Annotated in this window: 13 protein-coding genes; 3 read left to right on the top strand and 10 right to left on the bottom strand. The window is 65.0% G+C overall.

The features are described 5' to 3' along the window. Positions 1 to 2 precede the first annotated feature (2 nt). From ACZ48X_RS11765 to ACZ48X_RS11785, 5 genes are all read right to left on the bottom strand, one after another. A complete protein-coding gene (locus tag ACZ48X_RS11765) occupies positions 3 to 92 on the bottom strand; it encodes a hypothetical protein (protein ID WP_418934292.1) in 90 nt (29 codons plus the stop codon). Positions 93 to 170: 78 nt separating this feature from the next. Then, a complete protein-coding gene (locus ACZ48X_RS11770; RefSeq protein ID WP_336349537.1) occupies positions 171 to 1,736 on the bottom strand; it encodes an MATE family efflux transporter in 1,566 nt (521 codons plus the stop codon). 282 nt (positions 1,737 to 2,018) lie between these two features. Further along, the gene (locus ACZ48X_RS11775) at positions 2,019 to 3,164 is read right to left on the bottom strand and encodes an OapC/ArvC family zinc-ribbon domain-containing protein (protein WP_379761920.1); all 1,146 of its coding nucleotides are present in this window, start codon (positions 3,162 to 3,164) and stop codon (positions 2,019 to 2,021) included. Beyond that, complete coding sequence (locus ACZ48X_RS11780) at positions 3,164 to 3,550, bottom strand: DUF2073 domain-containing protein (protein ID WP_227134153.1); 387 nt, start codon at positions 3,548 to 3,550, stop codon at positions 3,164 to 3,166. Before ACZ48X_RS11780 ends, ACZ48X_RS11775 begins: the two co-directional genes overlap by 1 nt. A 6-nt stretch (positions 3,551 to 3,556) precedes the next feature. Then, a complete protein-coding gene (locus ACZ48X_RS11785; RefSeq protein WP_227134152.1) occupies positions 3,557 to 4,198 on the bottom strand; it encodes an Era-like GTP-binding protein in 642 nt (213 codons plus the stop codon). A gap of 2,335 nt (positions 4,199 to 6,533) precedes the next feature. On the opposite strand from ACZ48X_RS11785, the gene ACZ48X_RS11790 reads away from it, so the two are divergent. Next, positions 6,534 to 8,027 (top strand): Cdc6/Cdc18 family protein, encoded by a 1,494-nt coding sequence (locus tag ACZ48X_RS11790; RefSeq protein WP_336349536.1) that lies wholly within the window; start codon positions 6,534 to 6,536, stop codon positions 8,025 to 8,027. Positions 8,028 to 8,413: 386 nt separating this feature from the next. Here the strand turns inward: ACZ48X_RS11790 and ACZ48X_RS11795 are convergent, their stop codons facing one another. Continuing rightward, a complete protein-coding gene (locus ACZ48X_RS11795) occupies positions 8,414 to 9,538 on the bottom strand; it encodes a S26 family signal peptidase (protein ID WP_336349535.1) in 1,125 nt (374 codons plus the stop codon). Positions 9,539 to 9,763: 225 nt separating this feature from the next. Here ACZ48X_RS11795 and ACZ48X_RS11800 point away from each other — a divergent pair, with 225 nt between their 5' ends. After that, positions 9,764 to 11,341, top strand: coding sequence for a DNA-directed DNA polymerase II small subunit (locus tag ACZ48X_RS11800; protein ID WP_336349534.1), 1,578 nt, complete (start codon positions 9,764 to 9,766; stop codon positions 11,339 to 11,341). A 61-nt stretch (positions 11,342 to 11,402) separates the two neighbouring features. Here the strand turns inward: ACZ48X_RS11800 and ACZ48X_RS11805 are convergent, their stop codons facing one another. Then, positions 11,403 to 11,834: a hypothetical protein gene (locus ACZ48X_RS11805; protein WP_336349672.1), complete on the bottom strand. Its 432-nt coding sequence runs from the start codon at positions 11,832 to 11,834 to the stop codon at positions 11,403 to 11,405. A gap of 278 nt (positions 11,835 to 12,112) precedes the next feature. Between ACZ48X_RS11805 and ACZ48X_RS11810 the strand changes: the two genes are divergently transcribed. Continuing rightward, positions 12,113 to 13,291, top strand: coding sequence for an aspartate kinase (locus ACZ48X_RS11810; RefSeq protein WP_336349533.1), 1,179 nt, complete (start codon positions 12,113 to 12,115; stop codon positions 13,289 to 13,291). Between the two features lie 52 nt (positions 13,292 to 13,343). On the opposite strand, the gene ACZ48X_RS11815 is transcribed toward ACZ48X_RS11810, so the two are convergent. From ACZ48X_RS11815 to ACZ48X_RS11825, 3 genes are all read right to left on the bottom strand, one after another. Continuing rightward, entirely contained in the window at positions 13,344 to 14,162 is an 819-nt protein-coding gene (locus ACZ48X_RS11815; protein ID WP_336349532.1) for an HTTM domain-containing protein, read from the bottom strand. Then, positions 14,159 to 14,740: a hypothetical protein gene (locus ACZ48X_RS11820; protein WP_336349531.1), complete on the bottom strand. Its 582-nt coding sequence runs from the start codon at positions 14,738 to 14,740 to the stop codon at positions 14,159 to 14,161. The genes ACZ48X_RS11815 and ACZ48X_RS11820 overlap by 4 nt, the downstream gene beginning before the upstream one ends. A 233-nt stretch (positions 14,741 to 14,973) precedes the next feature. Continuing rightward, positions 14,974 to 15,270 carry a hypothetical protein gene (locus tag ACZ48X_RS11825; protein ID WP_336349530.1) on the bottom strand — a complete coding sequence of 99 codons (297 nt, stop codon included), beginning with the start codon at positions 15,268 to 15,270 and terminating at the stop codon, positions 14,974 to 14,976. Between the last annotated feature and the right edge of the window lie 60 nt (positions 15,271 to 15,330).

Below are 15,330 nucleotides of genomic sequence, written 5' to 3' on the forward strand. Positions count from 1 at the left end.
GATTACGTCGACAGCGTCACGGCCATCAACGAGAGCGCGAGCACGGCCGACACACCGACAGTCACGAGCACGATCTTCGTAGCGTCACTCATGCACGGACCGTCCGACCGCTCGGGCTTACCGTTTTCGAAGCACGCCGCTCGCGCCGCGAGCGACATCGGGCGTCCAGCTCACCCGGGAGCGTCCGCGCCGACCTCGGACTGGCGCGCGATGACGCGCCACGTCCCGGACTTGAAACGGACGGCGTTCACCGCCGCCCGGAAGTACATGTCGAGCAGGATGGCGGCGTACACCGCGACGACGCCCAGGCCGATGCCGGGCGTGAACGCGAACCCGAGCGCGCCCACCGACATCGTCGCGGGGAGCGCGAGGAACGCCACCGGGAGCTTCAGGAGGTACGTACCCGCGAGCGTCCCGTAGAACGGCCACGTCGTATCACCCGCGCCACGCAGTCCGCCGCGCATCGTCCGCGACACCGCGAACGCGCCGACACCGAGCCCGAACACGCGCACGAACGTCACCGTGTCCGCGACGTGCTCGGAGCCGAACGCCAGCGATATCGGGCGCGCGAGCACCACGAGGACGAGCGCGATACAGAGCTGCGTCGCGAGCGCCACCCGAAGCGTCGCCCACCCCGCCGCTTCGGCGGCGTCGCCATCGCCCTCCCCGACGCGCTGGCCGACGAGCGTGCTCGCCGCCGTCGAGTACCCCCACGCCGGCATCATCGCAAGCAACATCACGCGTCGCCCGATCGCGTACGCCGCCAGCGTCCCCGTCCCGAACGCCCCCAGCACGAACAGGAACGGGAACCGGCCGAGCGTCCGCGACAACCGCGTCCCCGCCAGCGGCAGGCCGACGCGAACCACCTCCCGCGCGATGCCACCATCCCAGAGCCGCCCAGTCGTCGCCGTCTCCGTCGACGACCCCATTTCCGTCGACGACCCCATTTCCGTCGACGACCCCGGGTCCGTCGACGCCGCACGCGACCGCAACCCCGGGAGCGGTAACCGAACCGGGAATCGCGTCGTCGACAGTAGCACGAAGAACACCGCTGCGGCGAGAACGTTCGCCGCGACCGTCCCCCACGCCGCGCCCGCCACCCCCATCGGCGCTATCGGGCCGAGCCCGAAGATGAGGACCGCGTTCAGTCCGATGTTCGTCGGAAGCGTCAGGAGTCGGACGTACATCGGCGTCCGCGTGTCACCAGCACCGGCGAGCGCGCGCGCCGCCGTCATACTCCAGAACCGGAACGCCACCGACAGCATCACGATACGCAGATACGTCGCCCCCATCTCGGTCACGGTCTCGTTCGGCGCGAGCACCGCCACCAGCGGGTCCGCGTACACCCACGCCACCGCCGTCATCGGGATGGAGAACGCGAGCGACAACCACAGCGACACCGCGAGCGTCGTGTTCGCGCGCCCCGTCTCGTCCGCACCGACGAACCGCGACACGACACTGATAGTGCCGCTCGTCAACGCCAACGACAACCCGAACGGGATGAAGTAGTACTGGAACCCGAGTTCGAGTGCCGCGACCGCCGACGCACCGATCGCCTGCCCGACCATCAGGAAGTCCGCCGTCCGCAGGAACGTCCGGAGCGCACCCGTCACCATCACCGGCAACGCCAGGTCGAACGCCTCGTCGCCGCGCTCCCGGTCCACGACACCGAGCCGTGCGAGCAACGCCGGGAACGCGAACGCGAGCCGACGCGCACCGTCGCGGAGACGAACCATTCGAGTCCGCCCGGGACTACCGACCACACTCTCTTACCGATTACGTCCGACGAGGTCGCAGCGCACGAGACCGCTTTGCGAGGTCGCGAATCAGTCGACCCTCCAGTGGTGATATAAGAATCTCCAGACGAAACGAAGGGGTGTCGGGACATCGTGTCGAAGCACGCAATTCGACGAGAACGACGCGCAACCACGCTCAGAGCACAATCGACGGTCGAGAGCGAACCCGCACACTCGACCCGAACGAACTCGACCCGAACGAACTCGACCAGAACGACCCGGTCAGTCCGGGCTCGCGTCGCCACGCCAGGACTCCGGCACCTCGATGACGTACCGGCCGTCCTCCTGGAGCGAGATGATGTACTCCTCGCGGTCGTACAACTCCATCAGGTTCAGCTCGTACTTCCCCGGGTCGAGGACCTTGATGCTCTCGAACTGACTGTTCAACTCCTCGCGGAGCTCGTCCAGGTTCGGCGAGTCGTCGTCCGGCTCGCTCGCGACGTCACCCGCACTCGGCCGGTCCTTCACGTCCGCCGCCTCGCTCGACGGCGGCCGGTCCGCGCGCTCAGACGACTCCACACGCTCAGACGGCCCGTTGTCGCCCGTATCGTCGCGCATTCCGCCCGGAGCGGCCGACTCACGACTCGGTAACTCGTCGGGCGACACCACGTCCGAGCGAGCCGACCGCTGCGCATCGTCCTCCGTCTCACCCATCTGCGCAGTGATCGACTCGTCCTCACTCACCGACTCGTCCTCACTCACCGACGACTCCGACGCACCAGAGACGGACTCCGACGTGTCGACCGACCGTTCAGACGTCGTGGACTCGCTCGTCGTAACCGACTCCTCGTAGGACTCACGGCTACTGGCCTTCTCCGCCGGCGTATCGTACTCCTCCGTCGCCGACTTCGGCCACTCACCGCTCCCCGACGGCGTCACACGGTCGCGGTCCGCATCGACGTCATTGGAGGACGACGAATCGCCGGCAGGCGACACCGAGGACTCCGACTCGGACGCCGCCGAACTCGACGCGTCACTCGCACTCGTCGGCGCGTCACTCGCACTCGCCGACCCGTTCCCCGCAGTTGACGTCTCGCGAGCGTTCGTCGACGGTCCGGGACCCGGTGATTCGCCAGCGGTCGACGCAGTCCCGTCGTCGCCATCACCGCGGCCCATCAGATCGCGAACCGTCGCCTTCGCGCGACTCATCGCACCGCCCTCCCCACCAGCGGACGACCCATCAGCGACACCGCCACCAACGCGACCGCTACCAGCGTCACCGCTATCAGCACCACCGCCAGCGCCAACGTCCACCGCGTCCGACGGCTTGAACTGGAACTTGTTCCCACCACAGTCCGGACACCCAGACAGCATCTCCTTCGAGCCATCCGGGAACGTCCGCGCGCACTCCGTGCACTGATGCGGCATTATTTCCGTGAAACCAGCGCACTGATCACCGTCTCGTCCTTGTGCAACGTCTCGATCTGGTTCGCCGGCCCGATGACCGTCAACTTCGACGTCTCCTCGCGCCCCATGATCCGACCGAGGATCCCCGAATCGCTCGTCGACGACCGCGGATACGTCTCGATCTCGATCCCGTTGAACTCGTCCGGACTGATCTCCGTCATCGTCACCTCGATGAGCTTCGACTCCTCGTCCGGCGACAACCCGTCCTCGAGAATGACGATCTTCCCATCACGGACGCCGTCCAGGATCATCCGGATCTTCTCCATGCTCGCCAGGCCATCCATCCGCTCGGCACTGATGAGATCTATCTGAACGCCGTCGTTGTCTGATGCTTTGGCTTCAGGCATCCACGATCACCCGAAGTACTCCGCTATCTTGTCGTACACTTCGTCCATGTTGTTACCCTCCAATGCCGACAGCGGTACCGTCTCGTGCTGCGGGAACGCGTTCCTGATCCGCTGCGTGCTCGCATCGTCCAGGTCGATCTTGTTCGCGAAGATGAGCACCGGCAAGTCCCGGCTCTCGATGATCCCGATGAGCATCGTGTTCACCTGCGTGAACGGATCCTCGGTCGAATCCAGCACGTAGATGACGCCGTCGACGTCCTCGCGCAGCCAATGCATCGCTTCCGCAACACCCTCCGTGGCTTCGCGGCTGCGTCGCACGGCGTCGTCCTTCTCCATCTCGTAATCGAGGAACTCCTCGTAGTTCACCTTCGTCGTCACACCCGGCGTGTCGACGATGTCGATACTCACCGACTTCCCGTTCCGCTCGATCTCCACGTTCTCCTTCCGACGCGCCCGTCGCGTCTCGTGAGGGATGTGGCTCTCCGGACCGATCGCGTCCCCGGTCCAGTCCCGAGCGATTCGGTTCGCCAGTGTCGTCTTCCCTGCGTTCGGCGGTCCGTAGATGCCGATGCGTTTCTGTTCGTCCTCCGAGAAGAGGCTGTCCGTAACCCGTTGGAGGCTGTCTTTGAGTCCTGATAGCAGTCCCATCCTGGTCTATCCTCCCGTCCGCGTTCGGTTATGTGTGTGGCACACGGCTCTCGCCTTGCGGTTCGACGGGCGCCGAGCCCGCGTCGACGGGGTGCGTCTGAGACCCTCGTGGGAGCCGAATCGGGGTCGTGTCGACGCCGTCGAAACGCGCGGCATCTCCCCGGTCGTCGGGGACGACGGCGCGTGCTTGCGCGACGATTTGCGTGCGTCTGGACGTACTACCGCACTGGATTCACTTAAGCCTGTGTCAGACGTGTTAGATCCCCTATAACAATGGCGGAGGGTTCGACTGGAACTGGGGGTGGGACGATAGTACCACGTTTGGAAACGAATCGGCCGTCTAAACGTCCTCGAAACCGGTACTTACCGGACACACCAACGCTTCAAGTGCACCGGTACGACCCCTTTACTTCACTAGAATCGCTCCGACAAAATCGACGAACGTCGATGCATGTCAGTGCCACTGGACGAGCAACGAGGCCAGTTTCCCGTCCGGAACGAAAGGAGAAGGCAGCCCGGAACGAAAGGAGAAGGTCAATCCGGAACGGAAGGAGAAGGCCGAGGGTCCAGCCGGATTCTGTCGTTGCGAACTGGGCCTCCCGATCGACTGACGCGGACCAGGACACGAGAGTGCGTGCGGGATGGTATCATTCGACGGAGTGCAGCCCCCCACCCCTTCGTTTCGGGTGGAACGTCGAGTTGTGGAGGGGGTGGGTCGTGGGGGACGGGTGGCCTCGGGCGGCTCGCGACACGGACTGGATGAGAAACCCGGAGACGTGTTGGACGGAATTCTAGTGAAAGCTAGATTAATCGAGCAGCTGTCTAGACAACTAGACTAGAAACAAACAAGTACGGCGTTATTTCTGGTTTACGGGTATGGTTCTGGTAGTAGTTACTTAATGCTTCCCCTACTAGACACCCCCCTCCCCCACCCCACCCTCCCACGCGTTCCACCCGAAACGAAGGGGTGGGGGGGTCCCCACCTCCGACGAGCAACCCGACCCCTCTTTCGTTTGCAGCCACGACACGAGAACCCCATCCCGGCAGCAGCACCCCGGCGACGGCAGTCGTCACACGGCGACTCGAGTGCTTCTCGAGGCCGTTCGACTCGAAATACTCCCGGCCTGCACGAACAACACTGCAATACGAACACCCACCGATTCGAGTCGAACGACAAACCTCGCCTCGCCAGTGTCCACGACTCCGAATCCCCCGACGACTACGAAACGAGCCAGCGGTTCCAACGCCCCCCAGAATCACGACGGGAAGTCCGAGTACGCCTCGCTCCGACTCCGACACCCCTTCAGATCCATCGCGGCTTCACTCGTGTCGCGGCTTCACTCGTGTCGCGGCTTCGCTTACCTCGTCTCGTTGATTGCGTCACGCCATCGATCCGGTCGATCCATGCAGACCGACACCTCACGCCTCGAGATTCGGAACGAACACCATCCATCTGTAGCGGTTCATCGGACTCGACCGACCACCGTCCGTCCGTTCGACTCGAACCCAGGGCACTCGACTGGCGCTCCGAGCGTCCGTCGTTCGTCTTCCAGTCGAAGCGAGCGCCTCGACGGACGGGAACGACCGAACAGAGCCACACGTCACCGTGATACACCCGAAGCGCCCCGACTCACCCCTTCCGACCTAGCCCCCTGCTTCGAGTCCACAACGACACCGCCGACCCCACCGGTTCAACTCCAGGCACGATAGAACTCAGCGATTCCGAGCTTCGACACTGATTGGGCCAACTGGGCCGACAGCGATAGCGACAGCCTCATCGACACCAACGTCGAACGAGGTGTGCGTCAACGACCGGGAACCTGCTGGCACGACTGCGGTGACGTGCGGATGGACTGGTGTGCGGAGTGCCGTCGGTCGCACAACGGAGTGGCGTCGGTCGCAGGGACCCGTGTTCTATCGAGTTCGACGTGAAACGGTCGCGGTCTGCCCCTCGTCGTTCCGGGACACTCCACTCGAAGTTCACGCTGTGGCTCGCGCGTACGCGTCGCGAGCGAATGAACTAGAACGTTAGAAGAGTGACGGCGTGCGTTGGAACCGACCGAGGGCGAAGCGTTCCAGTCGACGGTCGCTGGAAGGTGATGGTTACTCGTCGTCCGGTCGTGAAGGTTGGTGTTCGATGTCTGGTCCGCGGCACAGCACCGGAACCTGACGCCCAAGGAGCAACTATTAAGTACCTACCCTTCATCTGGTTCGTGTGCATCAACTGGACGTTCCGCGTACGCCCCACTCTCGTAATCGGTCCGTTCGGGGTTCTCTACCGGCACGCTCTCCCCTCTGGCGGCGGGAACTCCAGTAGAAACGAAGGGGTCAAGTAATGTCCGACGACGACACAGATTCGACGGCCGAGCCGCGACGAGAGGACCGTGACTTCGACGTCGACCTCGACGAGGTCGTCCTCGACGAGGGTGACGACGAGGAGTCGACGGGCCTGTTCGACGACCTCCTGAGCGGCGAACCGATCTTCGAGAACAAAGAGGTCCTCCGGCCGTCGTACACGCCACACGAACTCCCGCATCGGAAGGAACAGATCAACAAGATGGCGACCATCCTGGTCGCCGCACTCCGTGGAGAGACGCCGTCGAACATCCTCATCTACGGGAAGACCGGGACGGGCAAGACCGCGAGCGCCAAGTTCGTCAGTCAGGAACTGGAGTCGACGAGTCAGCGCTACGACGTCCCCTGTGAGGTCGAGTACATCAACTGCGAGGTCACCGACACCCAGTATCGGGTGCTCGCGCAGCTCGCGAACAAGTTCATCGAGGAGAACGAGCAGTACATCGACGGCCGCATCGAGGAGCTCGAAGCGCTTCTCGAGGACGTCGAGGAGCAGCGGCCGTCCGAGGTGCTTCCGGAGACGGAGTTCGACTCGACGGATGCGGTCGAGGAGCGTATCGCGCAACTCGAAGCGGACCGCGAGGAGTTCGAGGAGGTGCCGATGACGGGGTGGCCGACCGACCGCGTGTACAGCGTGTTCTTCGACGCGGTGGATTACCACGAGCGCGTGGTCGTCATCATGCTCGACGAGATCGACAAGCTCGTCGAGAAGTCCGGGGACGACACGCTCTATAATCTCTCGCGGATGAACTCCGAACTCCAGAACTCGCGGGTGTCCATCATCGGGATCTCGAACGACCTGAAGTTCACGGACTTCCTGGACCCGCGCGTGAAGTCGAGTCTCGGCGAGGAGGAGATCGTGTTCCCGCCGTACGACGCGAATCAGCTCCGGGACATCCTCCAGCATCGCGCGGACGTCGCGTTCAAGTCGGAGGCGCTGACGGACGACGTCATCCCGCTGTGTGCGGCGTTCGCCGCCCAGGAGCACGGGGACGCGCGTCGCGCGCTCGACCTCCTGCGGACGGCGGGCGAGCTCGCGGAGCGCGACCAGGCGGAGTCCGTCGACGAGGCGCACGTCCGGAAGGCTCAGGACAAGATCGAGCTCGATCGCGTCGTGGAGGTCGTTCGGACGCTCCCGACGCAGTCGAAGCTCGTGTTGTTCGCCATCATCAGCTTGGAGAAGAACGGCGTGCACAACATCAACACGGGCGAGGTGTACAACATCTACAAGCGGCTCTGCGAGGAGATCGACGCGGACGTGTTGACGCAGCGTCGGGTCACGGACCTCATCAGCGAGCTGGACATGCTCGGTATCGTGAACGCTGTCGTCGTCTCGAAGGGCCGGTACGGGCGGACGAAGGAGATCTCGTTGTCGGTGCCGATCGACGAGACGGAGGCGGTCCTGTTGTCGGATTCGCGGCTGGGTGACATCGACGACGTCCAGCCGTTCGTGCAGGCGCGGTTCGATAACTGACGGACGCGGTCCCATCTGACAGCTGTGGTCCTATCTGACGGACGGGTCCTGTCTGAACGTATGCGGTTCTGTCTGAACGTGTGCGGTTCTGTCTGAACGTATGCGGTTCTGTCTGAACGTATGCGGTTCTGTCTGAACGTGACGTGTGTTCGAACGCGTGATCACGGTAGCGTTGTCGCGGTGTCCGAACTCGGTGCTGTGCGTCGTGCGAGCGCTCGTCCGCTGGATTCGAGTTGGGTTTCTAGTCGAAACGAAGGGGGTTGCTTTCTGCGGGAGGGAAGTCGAATTACGGCTGTTTCGAATGGAGGTAGTGTTCGTACTTGAAAGGTACTAGTGGCCGTACTTGGGAGGTCCGTACAGCGTCCGGGACGTGACGCGTGAGTCGTTCAGGTCCGTGTGGCGACGACGGCAGCGCCTGCTGCGGCACCGAGTGCGCCGAGGCGAGCGAACAGCGCTGGCCCGTTCGCCGGGATGGTCGGCGCGACGGGACTGGTGGTTGCAGAGGTGAGTTTCGCGAACTGGAGACGGATCCAGCCGAGGAGGGGGACGCGGACTTGGGCTTTGCCGCGGACCCATTCGGGCTTGACGATGTCGCTCTGTGATTGGACCTGGTCGTAGTTGTCGTTCGCGTCGCCTTTCGTGATGAAGCCGTCGTAGGGGGCGGGGCACTGGTTTCGCGGGACTTCGGCACAGGTGTCGACGGCGCCGAGGTGGTCGGGGTCGGCGTCTTTCACCCAGTTGTCGCCTTCTTCGACGTAGAAGCGAGCGCGGTGGATGATGGGCGTGGCTCCGCGGTCGCCGTACGGTCGGTAGACGACGACGTCGCCGTAGTTCCCGAACTTCGAGTAGCCGTTCGCAGCTTGCGCGCTCGTGTGCGTGGAGACGCCGGTGTCCTGGACGGCGCTCTGTGGCGCGTATCGTTGTTCGTCGACGATGAACACGAGGTCGCCTTTGCTCATGTGCGGTTCCATGCTACCGGATTCGACGGCGACGAGCGGCGGCCAGATGCCGGAGATGGCGAAGAGGACGAGGCCGATGGCGGCGACCGCGGCGACGCTCGAGACGACGTCGCGGACGAACACGACGCTCCCGTTCGGCGAGTTCAGGAACCACGTGATGACGCCGTCGTCGGCAATCGTCGGCGGATCGTCGTCGACGTCGTGCGCTGGTGGTTTCTCTGGCGCGGAGCGTTCGCCGAGCGTCGACTCGCGGTCGCCGGTCGGCGCGGCTTCGTCGCCACGGGCCGTGCCGTCGGCGGTGGCGTGGTCGTTCGTGGTCACGTCGGTCGGCGCGTCGACGGTCGCGTCGCCGTCGCCTGCGACGTCGTCTGTCGGCGGGTCGTCGTTCGAGTGGGGGGATTCGTCGTTCGAGTGGGGGGATTCGTCGTTCGAGGGTTGCGCGTCGTCGCTAGCGGTGGTCCAGTCGTCGGGCCAGCCGTCGGGACGCTCCGCTGTGTCGTCGGACGTCCCGTCGGCGTCGTCGCCCCTGTCGTCGGGGTCGTGCCCGTTCATCTTGGTCGAGGTTGCGGCGGCCTCGAAATGAACCTTCTGTCTCGCGGCGTCGGTGCGTGGCCGGTGAGCGGCTTCCGGCTCGCGGCGCCGGTGAGCGGTTTCCGGCTCGCGGCGCCGGTGAGCGGTTTCCGGCTCGCGGCGCCGGTGAGCGGCTTCCGACTTGCGCGCTCGCGGAGCGTCGGTTGTTCCGCTATCCTTTTTGCTGCCCGTCCGCTTTCGAGTGGTGTGCCACAGGAGGCGCCGGCGCGGGTGGTTCGCGAACTGGCGAGCCGCGGCTACAACGCGGAGCGCGAGGCGGTGACCCTCCTTTCGAGTGCGGACGATTCCGCGGCGGCGATCGAGCGCGTCGTGGACGAGCTCCCGGCGGACGCGTTCAAGGTGACGCGTGCGGACGTCGAGGCGGTGCTGGACGGAGAGCGTGGAACCAGCCGTCCCGGTGGTGGAAGCGACGCGAACGCCCCGCCACCACACCCCTCTGTTTCGAGTGGAACGAACGCTTCGAACGAGGTCGATACGACCTCGAACGACCGAAACCCGAACCGGTCTCCAGTTGAAACGAAGGGGTCTGGTTCGTTCGAGCGGACGGTCGACGAGGCGCTTCGGTCGGTCGAGATAGCCGGCGACGTCACCGGGCACTCGACGGGGACCGGTGCGTACGACGACTTCGTGAAGGTGTTCCGCGACCGCTACGACCGCCTCGGGAGCAAGCTCCGCGGGCGCGTCAACCACCGCCCCACGGACAGCATCGAGGACATGGTCGGCGGGAGCGACGTCGGGCTCGTCGGGATGGTGAACGACGTCCGGTCGACGAAGAACGGCCACTGGATCGTCGAACTCGAGGACACGAACGGCGTCTTCCCGTGTCTCGTCACGAAGGACCGCGACCTCGCGGACAGCGTCGACGAACTTCTCTTCGACGAGGTCATCGCGATCGAGGGGACGCTCAGCGACGACGCCGGTATCGTGTTCGTCGACGAACTATACTTCCCGGACGTCCCCCGAACCTACAAGCCCAGTACCGCGGACCGCCACGTGCAGGCGGCGCTCGTCAGCGACGTGCACGTCGGCAGCCAGGAGTTCATGGCGGAAGCGTGGACGCAATTCACCGAGTGGCTGCACACGGCGGAGGCCGAGCACGTCGAGTACCTCCTCATCGCGGGCGACATGGTCGAGGGCGTCGGCGTCTACCCGAACCAGGACGAGGAACTCGACGTCATCGACCTCTACGAGCAGTACGAGCGCTTCAGCGAGTACCTCAAGCAGGTTCCGGGAGACATGGAGATAATCATGATCCCGGGGAACCACGACGCGGTCCGGCTCGCGGAACCACAGCCCGGGTTCGACGAGGACCTCCGCGAGATCATGTCGGCGCACGACCCGCGCATCGTCGGGAACCCCTCGACGGTAACCGTCGAGGGCGTCTCCGTGCTGATGTATCACGGCAAGAGCCTCGACGAGGTCATCGCGGAGTTCCCCGAGGAGAAAGCGAGCTACGACGAACCGCACAAGGCGATGTACCACCTCCTTAAGAAGCGTCACGTCGCCCCGCAGTACGGCGGACACATGCGACTCGCGCCCGAGGAGCAGGACTACCTCGTCATCGACGACGTCCCCGACGTCTTCCACACGGGCCACGTCCACAAGCTCGGGTACGGGAAGTACCACAACGTCCTCGCCATCAACTCCGGGTGCTGGCAGGAACAGACCGACTTCCAGAAGTCCGTGAACATCGACCCCGACTCGGGGTACGCGCCCATCGTCGACCTCGACACGCTCGACGTCACCATCCGGAAGTTCAGCTAACCGCGTGGGACGCCGAGTCGGGAACCTTGGACGAGCGAGGACGCAAGTCGATGAGGGGCGTTCAGGCTGGTGAGAGACGATACCGGACGGTTCGTTCGCCGTCGAACCGTGGGCCGGCGCCGTCGTTCCGGAAGCCGACGCGTTCGGCGGCCGCGGCGACGTCGCCGTCCGCGTCCGTGACGAGCAACTCGACGCGCATCCCCTCGTGTTCGGCGAACCGGATGGGTTCGGCGAGCAGTAACTCGCAGGCGTCGGGCGTCCCGTCTATCTGTGTGACGTGAACGACGTCGCCGCGCACGTCGAAGCTCACGAACCCGACGACGTCGTCGGGGTCAGCGTCGTTCGCGTCGGCGTTCTCGTCCCGCGCGTTCGCTTCCCGTTCGACGACGCGGACCGTCCGGTCGTGGACGATGTTCCGCATCACGTCCGCCGGCGAGTCGGCGATCGCCGCCATCGCCTCCGCGTCCGCTTCCACCGCGTCACGTACACGCATCATCGATTGCTAACGAACCGCACGACCATAACTCCCCGCGACGACCGGACGGCAGTCTGGGCGTCTCGCGCGACGGAGTCGGGTGAACCCCCAAGCGGTCCTTCCGGTGGACGCCAAGCGGTCCGTCCGGTTGATACCGAAGCGATGCTCCGGGATACGCGCGTGGGTGACCGGCAGTTCTTTCCCCGGAGGACAGGAGTTATCTCGCGGCGCGGGTTAGGTGGGGCCATGACTCTTCGAAGTGCGGACGTCGACGGTGACGGTTGCGAGGTGGCGGGATGCGCGTAGTCGCGAAGTTCGGTGGGACGAGCCTCGGGAGCGGCGACCGCATCAATCGGGCGGCGGACTCGATCGCGGCGGCGGTCCGCGAGGGCCACGAGATCGCGGTGGTCGCGAGCGCGATGGGGAACACGACCGACGAGCTCCTCGACGAGATCCAGTTCGAGGTCGACGAGCTCGACCGCGCGGAGATCGTGTCGATGGGCGAGCGGACGTCGGTCCGGATGCTGAAGGCCGCGCTCGCCGCGCGCGGTATCGACGCGAAGTTCTACGAGCCGGGCGTCGACGACTGGCCGGTGGTGACGAACGAGGCGGGCGAGGTGGACGTGGAGACGACGACCGAGCGTGCAGCAGCGGTCGCGAGCGACCTCACGGAGACCGTGCCCGTCATCACGGGGTTCCTCGCGGAGGGCCCGGACGGCACGGTGACGACGCTCGGGCGCGGTGGGAGCGACACGACCGCGGTGATGCTCGGGAAGTACATGGACGCGGACGAGGTCGTCATCATCACGGACGTCGAGGGCGTCATGACTGGCGACCCGCACGTCGTCGAGGGCGCGCGGAACGTCGGCCAGATATCGGTGGACGAGCTCCGGAACCTCTCGTTCCGCGGCGCCGAGGTCGTCGCCCCGAGCGCGCTCAGCTACAAGGACGACGACTTGGGCGTGCGCGTCGTCCACTACCAGCACGGCGACCTCCTCTCGGGCGGCACGCGCGTGACGGGGAAGTTCGAGAACCTCGTGGACATGCGCGAGAGCCCGCTCGCGTGCCTCACGGTCGCGGGGCGCGCCATCCGGAACCAGACGGGCGTGTTCCACACGCTCAGCAAGTCGCTCTCGGAGTCCGGTATCAACGTCGACGCGGTCTCGTCGGGGATGGACTCGGTGACGTTCTACGTCGACGCGACCGAAGCGGAGCGCGCGGAGAACATCCTCCACCGCGAGGTCGTCGACGAGGAGCACCTGTCGTCGGTCACCGTCGACGACGACGTCGCGGTCGTCCGCGTCACCGGCGGGGAACTCCCGAACCGCCCTGGCGTCATCCGCGACATCGTCGACCCGCTCGCGGACGCGAACATCAACATCCACGACGTGATGACGAGCGCGACGAGCGTCGCCATCTTCGTCGACTGGGACGACCGCGAGAAGACCCTCGAACTCGTTCAGGACCGGTACTGACCGCCGCCAGCGACGCGTCGACGTCGAATCGTTCTCGAGCGAACGCCGATACCTACAGGAGTCCGGACGTGCGGAGGAGTTCGTTCACGTAGAGGATGCTCGGGTACGTCGCGGGGAAGATGAACTGGAACCCGTTGATGCCCATCAGTGCCGAGTTCGCGAAGTGAAACAGCACGCCGACCCCGAACAGCCCCATCGCGTACGCGGGTTGGACGACGAGGACGAGGACGAACGCGACCTCGAACAGCATCACGGACCACGCGATGGCGAGCGGTAGCGCGTCGTTGCTCGACAGGAGCGCGCGGACGCGGTCGTCGCCCCACGAGTCGGTGGCGAATATCCGTTCGACGGCGGAGCCGTCGCGCCAGCTCGACCCGGCGAGCTTCGCGAGTCCCGCGACGCAGTACGAGAGCACGCCCTGAACGGCGACGAACGCGACGACGATCGTCTGGAGCGTCGGTCGCCCGTCGAAGAGGACGAGCAGCACGAGCGAGCAGTTGACGAGCGTCGACATGTCGGACGCACCGCTCATCCCGGCGACGACCCGTTGCTCTATCAGGAAGTCGGTGAGCAACAGCACTGCGGGGAACGCCGCGAACCAGACGGAGCGCTCGAGAGACAGGGTGACGGCGGCGAACGCGAGTCCCGTACCGATGCGAGCGAGGAAGACGTAGCCGGGGGCCTCGAGGAGGCGACCGGCTTTCGACAGGAACGGTCGCCGTTCGAGGACCGTCGCGTAGACGGTTCGACTGAGTAAACCGTCCGCCGAGAACGTGTCTCGGAGCGTCCAGAGGACCGCTCCCGAGTAGACCGCGTAGAGCGAGGCCAGTAGCGACGTGGCGAAGACGAGTTCGTCGATACTGACGGTCATACCTCGTGCACCCCCGAGACGAACATCGGCTCGGTGTCGTCGACCTGGGGCTTGTGGGCGAGGATGGCGAACTGGACCTTCGCGGCGCCGTCGAGGTCGGCGTTCGAGACGACGTAGTTCAGGAGGTAGAGGTACTGGGGCGACAGTTGCACACTGGAATCTTCGACCGCTCGTAGCTTCCCGTCGTCCGGCGGGCGTTCGTTCGCATCGTCCGGGGACTCCTCCTGTTCGGACAGCACCGACGTGAGTTCCTGCGTGATGTCGAACAGCGCCTTCATGACGTGCATGTTCGGGTTCCAGAGCCACTTGAGCCGAGACCGGGTTCGGTTCACGCGAGGGAGTTCGTTCCAACTCGGCGCTTCGTCGGTCGCGTCGACGCGCCGGTACAGCAGGTGGTAGTCCCACTCGCCGGGATGCGGTGCGAAGAAGTTCCAGTTCGGAACGAGGAACGCGACCACGCGAGGCAGTCGTCGCGTCGCGTTCGTGTCGAACGTCTGGTCGACCGCCTGCAGGAGCGTGAGCCCCGTCCAGGCGAGGAACACCGACCCGAGCGCGTATTCGGCGAGGTGCTGGGTCATGTCGAGCACGTTGTCGAACGGTCGGGCGTGGTCGGTTCCGTCGAGGACCGTCGTGGCAACCTGACTCCGGTACGTCCGTCGGCCCGAACGCGTCGACGCGCGACGTCTGCCATCTTATGCACGAGAAAGCTGCAATTACTTATGTAATTTATCTTCCTGAGCAAGAAATTAAAGGGCGTGATGCCCTGCCGTCCGTCGTCCTTGTCGCTATCCGACGCGTCGTCGGATCGCGTCTACTGAGCGGCGTCCTGGCGCGTACTGAGGAGTTCGTCGAGCGACATCTCCGAGTCGACGACGTCGGAATCGAACGCGGAAGCGTCCGCGTCCTCGGACGCTCCCGTTCCGGCCGCCGTCACCGTGGGGACGACGTACGCGACGTTCTGGACGAAACTGGCCCAGCTCAGTCGCTTCACCATGCCGCCGTGCGCCGATTCGACGTCGCCACCGATGAGGGAATCCGCACGACTCTCGAGGAGGGACTGCTTCTCGTCGGCGGACTCGGCTCCGCTTGCCGTCAGGTTCTCGAACATATTACGGAAGTTCGTACAGAAGAATCATTGATAAAACCTTTGAGAAAATAGGCGGGATAA

It is taken from the genome of Halorubellus litoreus, from assembly GCF_055378595.1.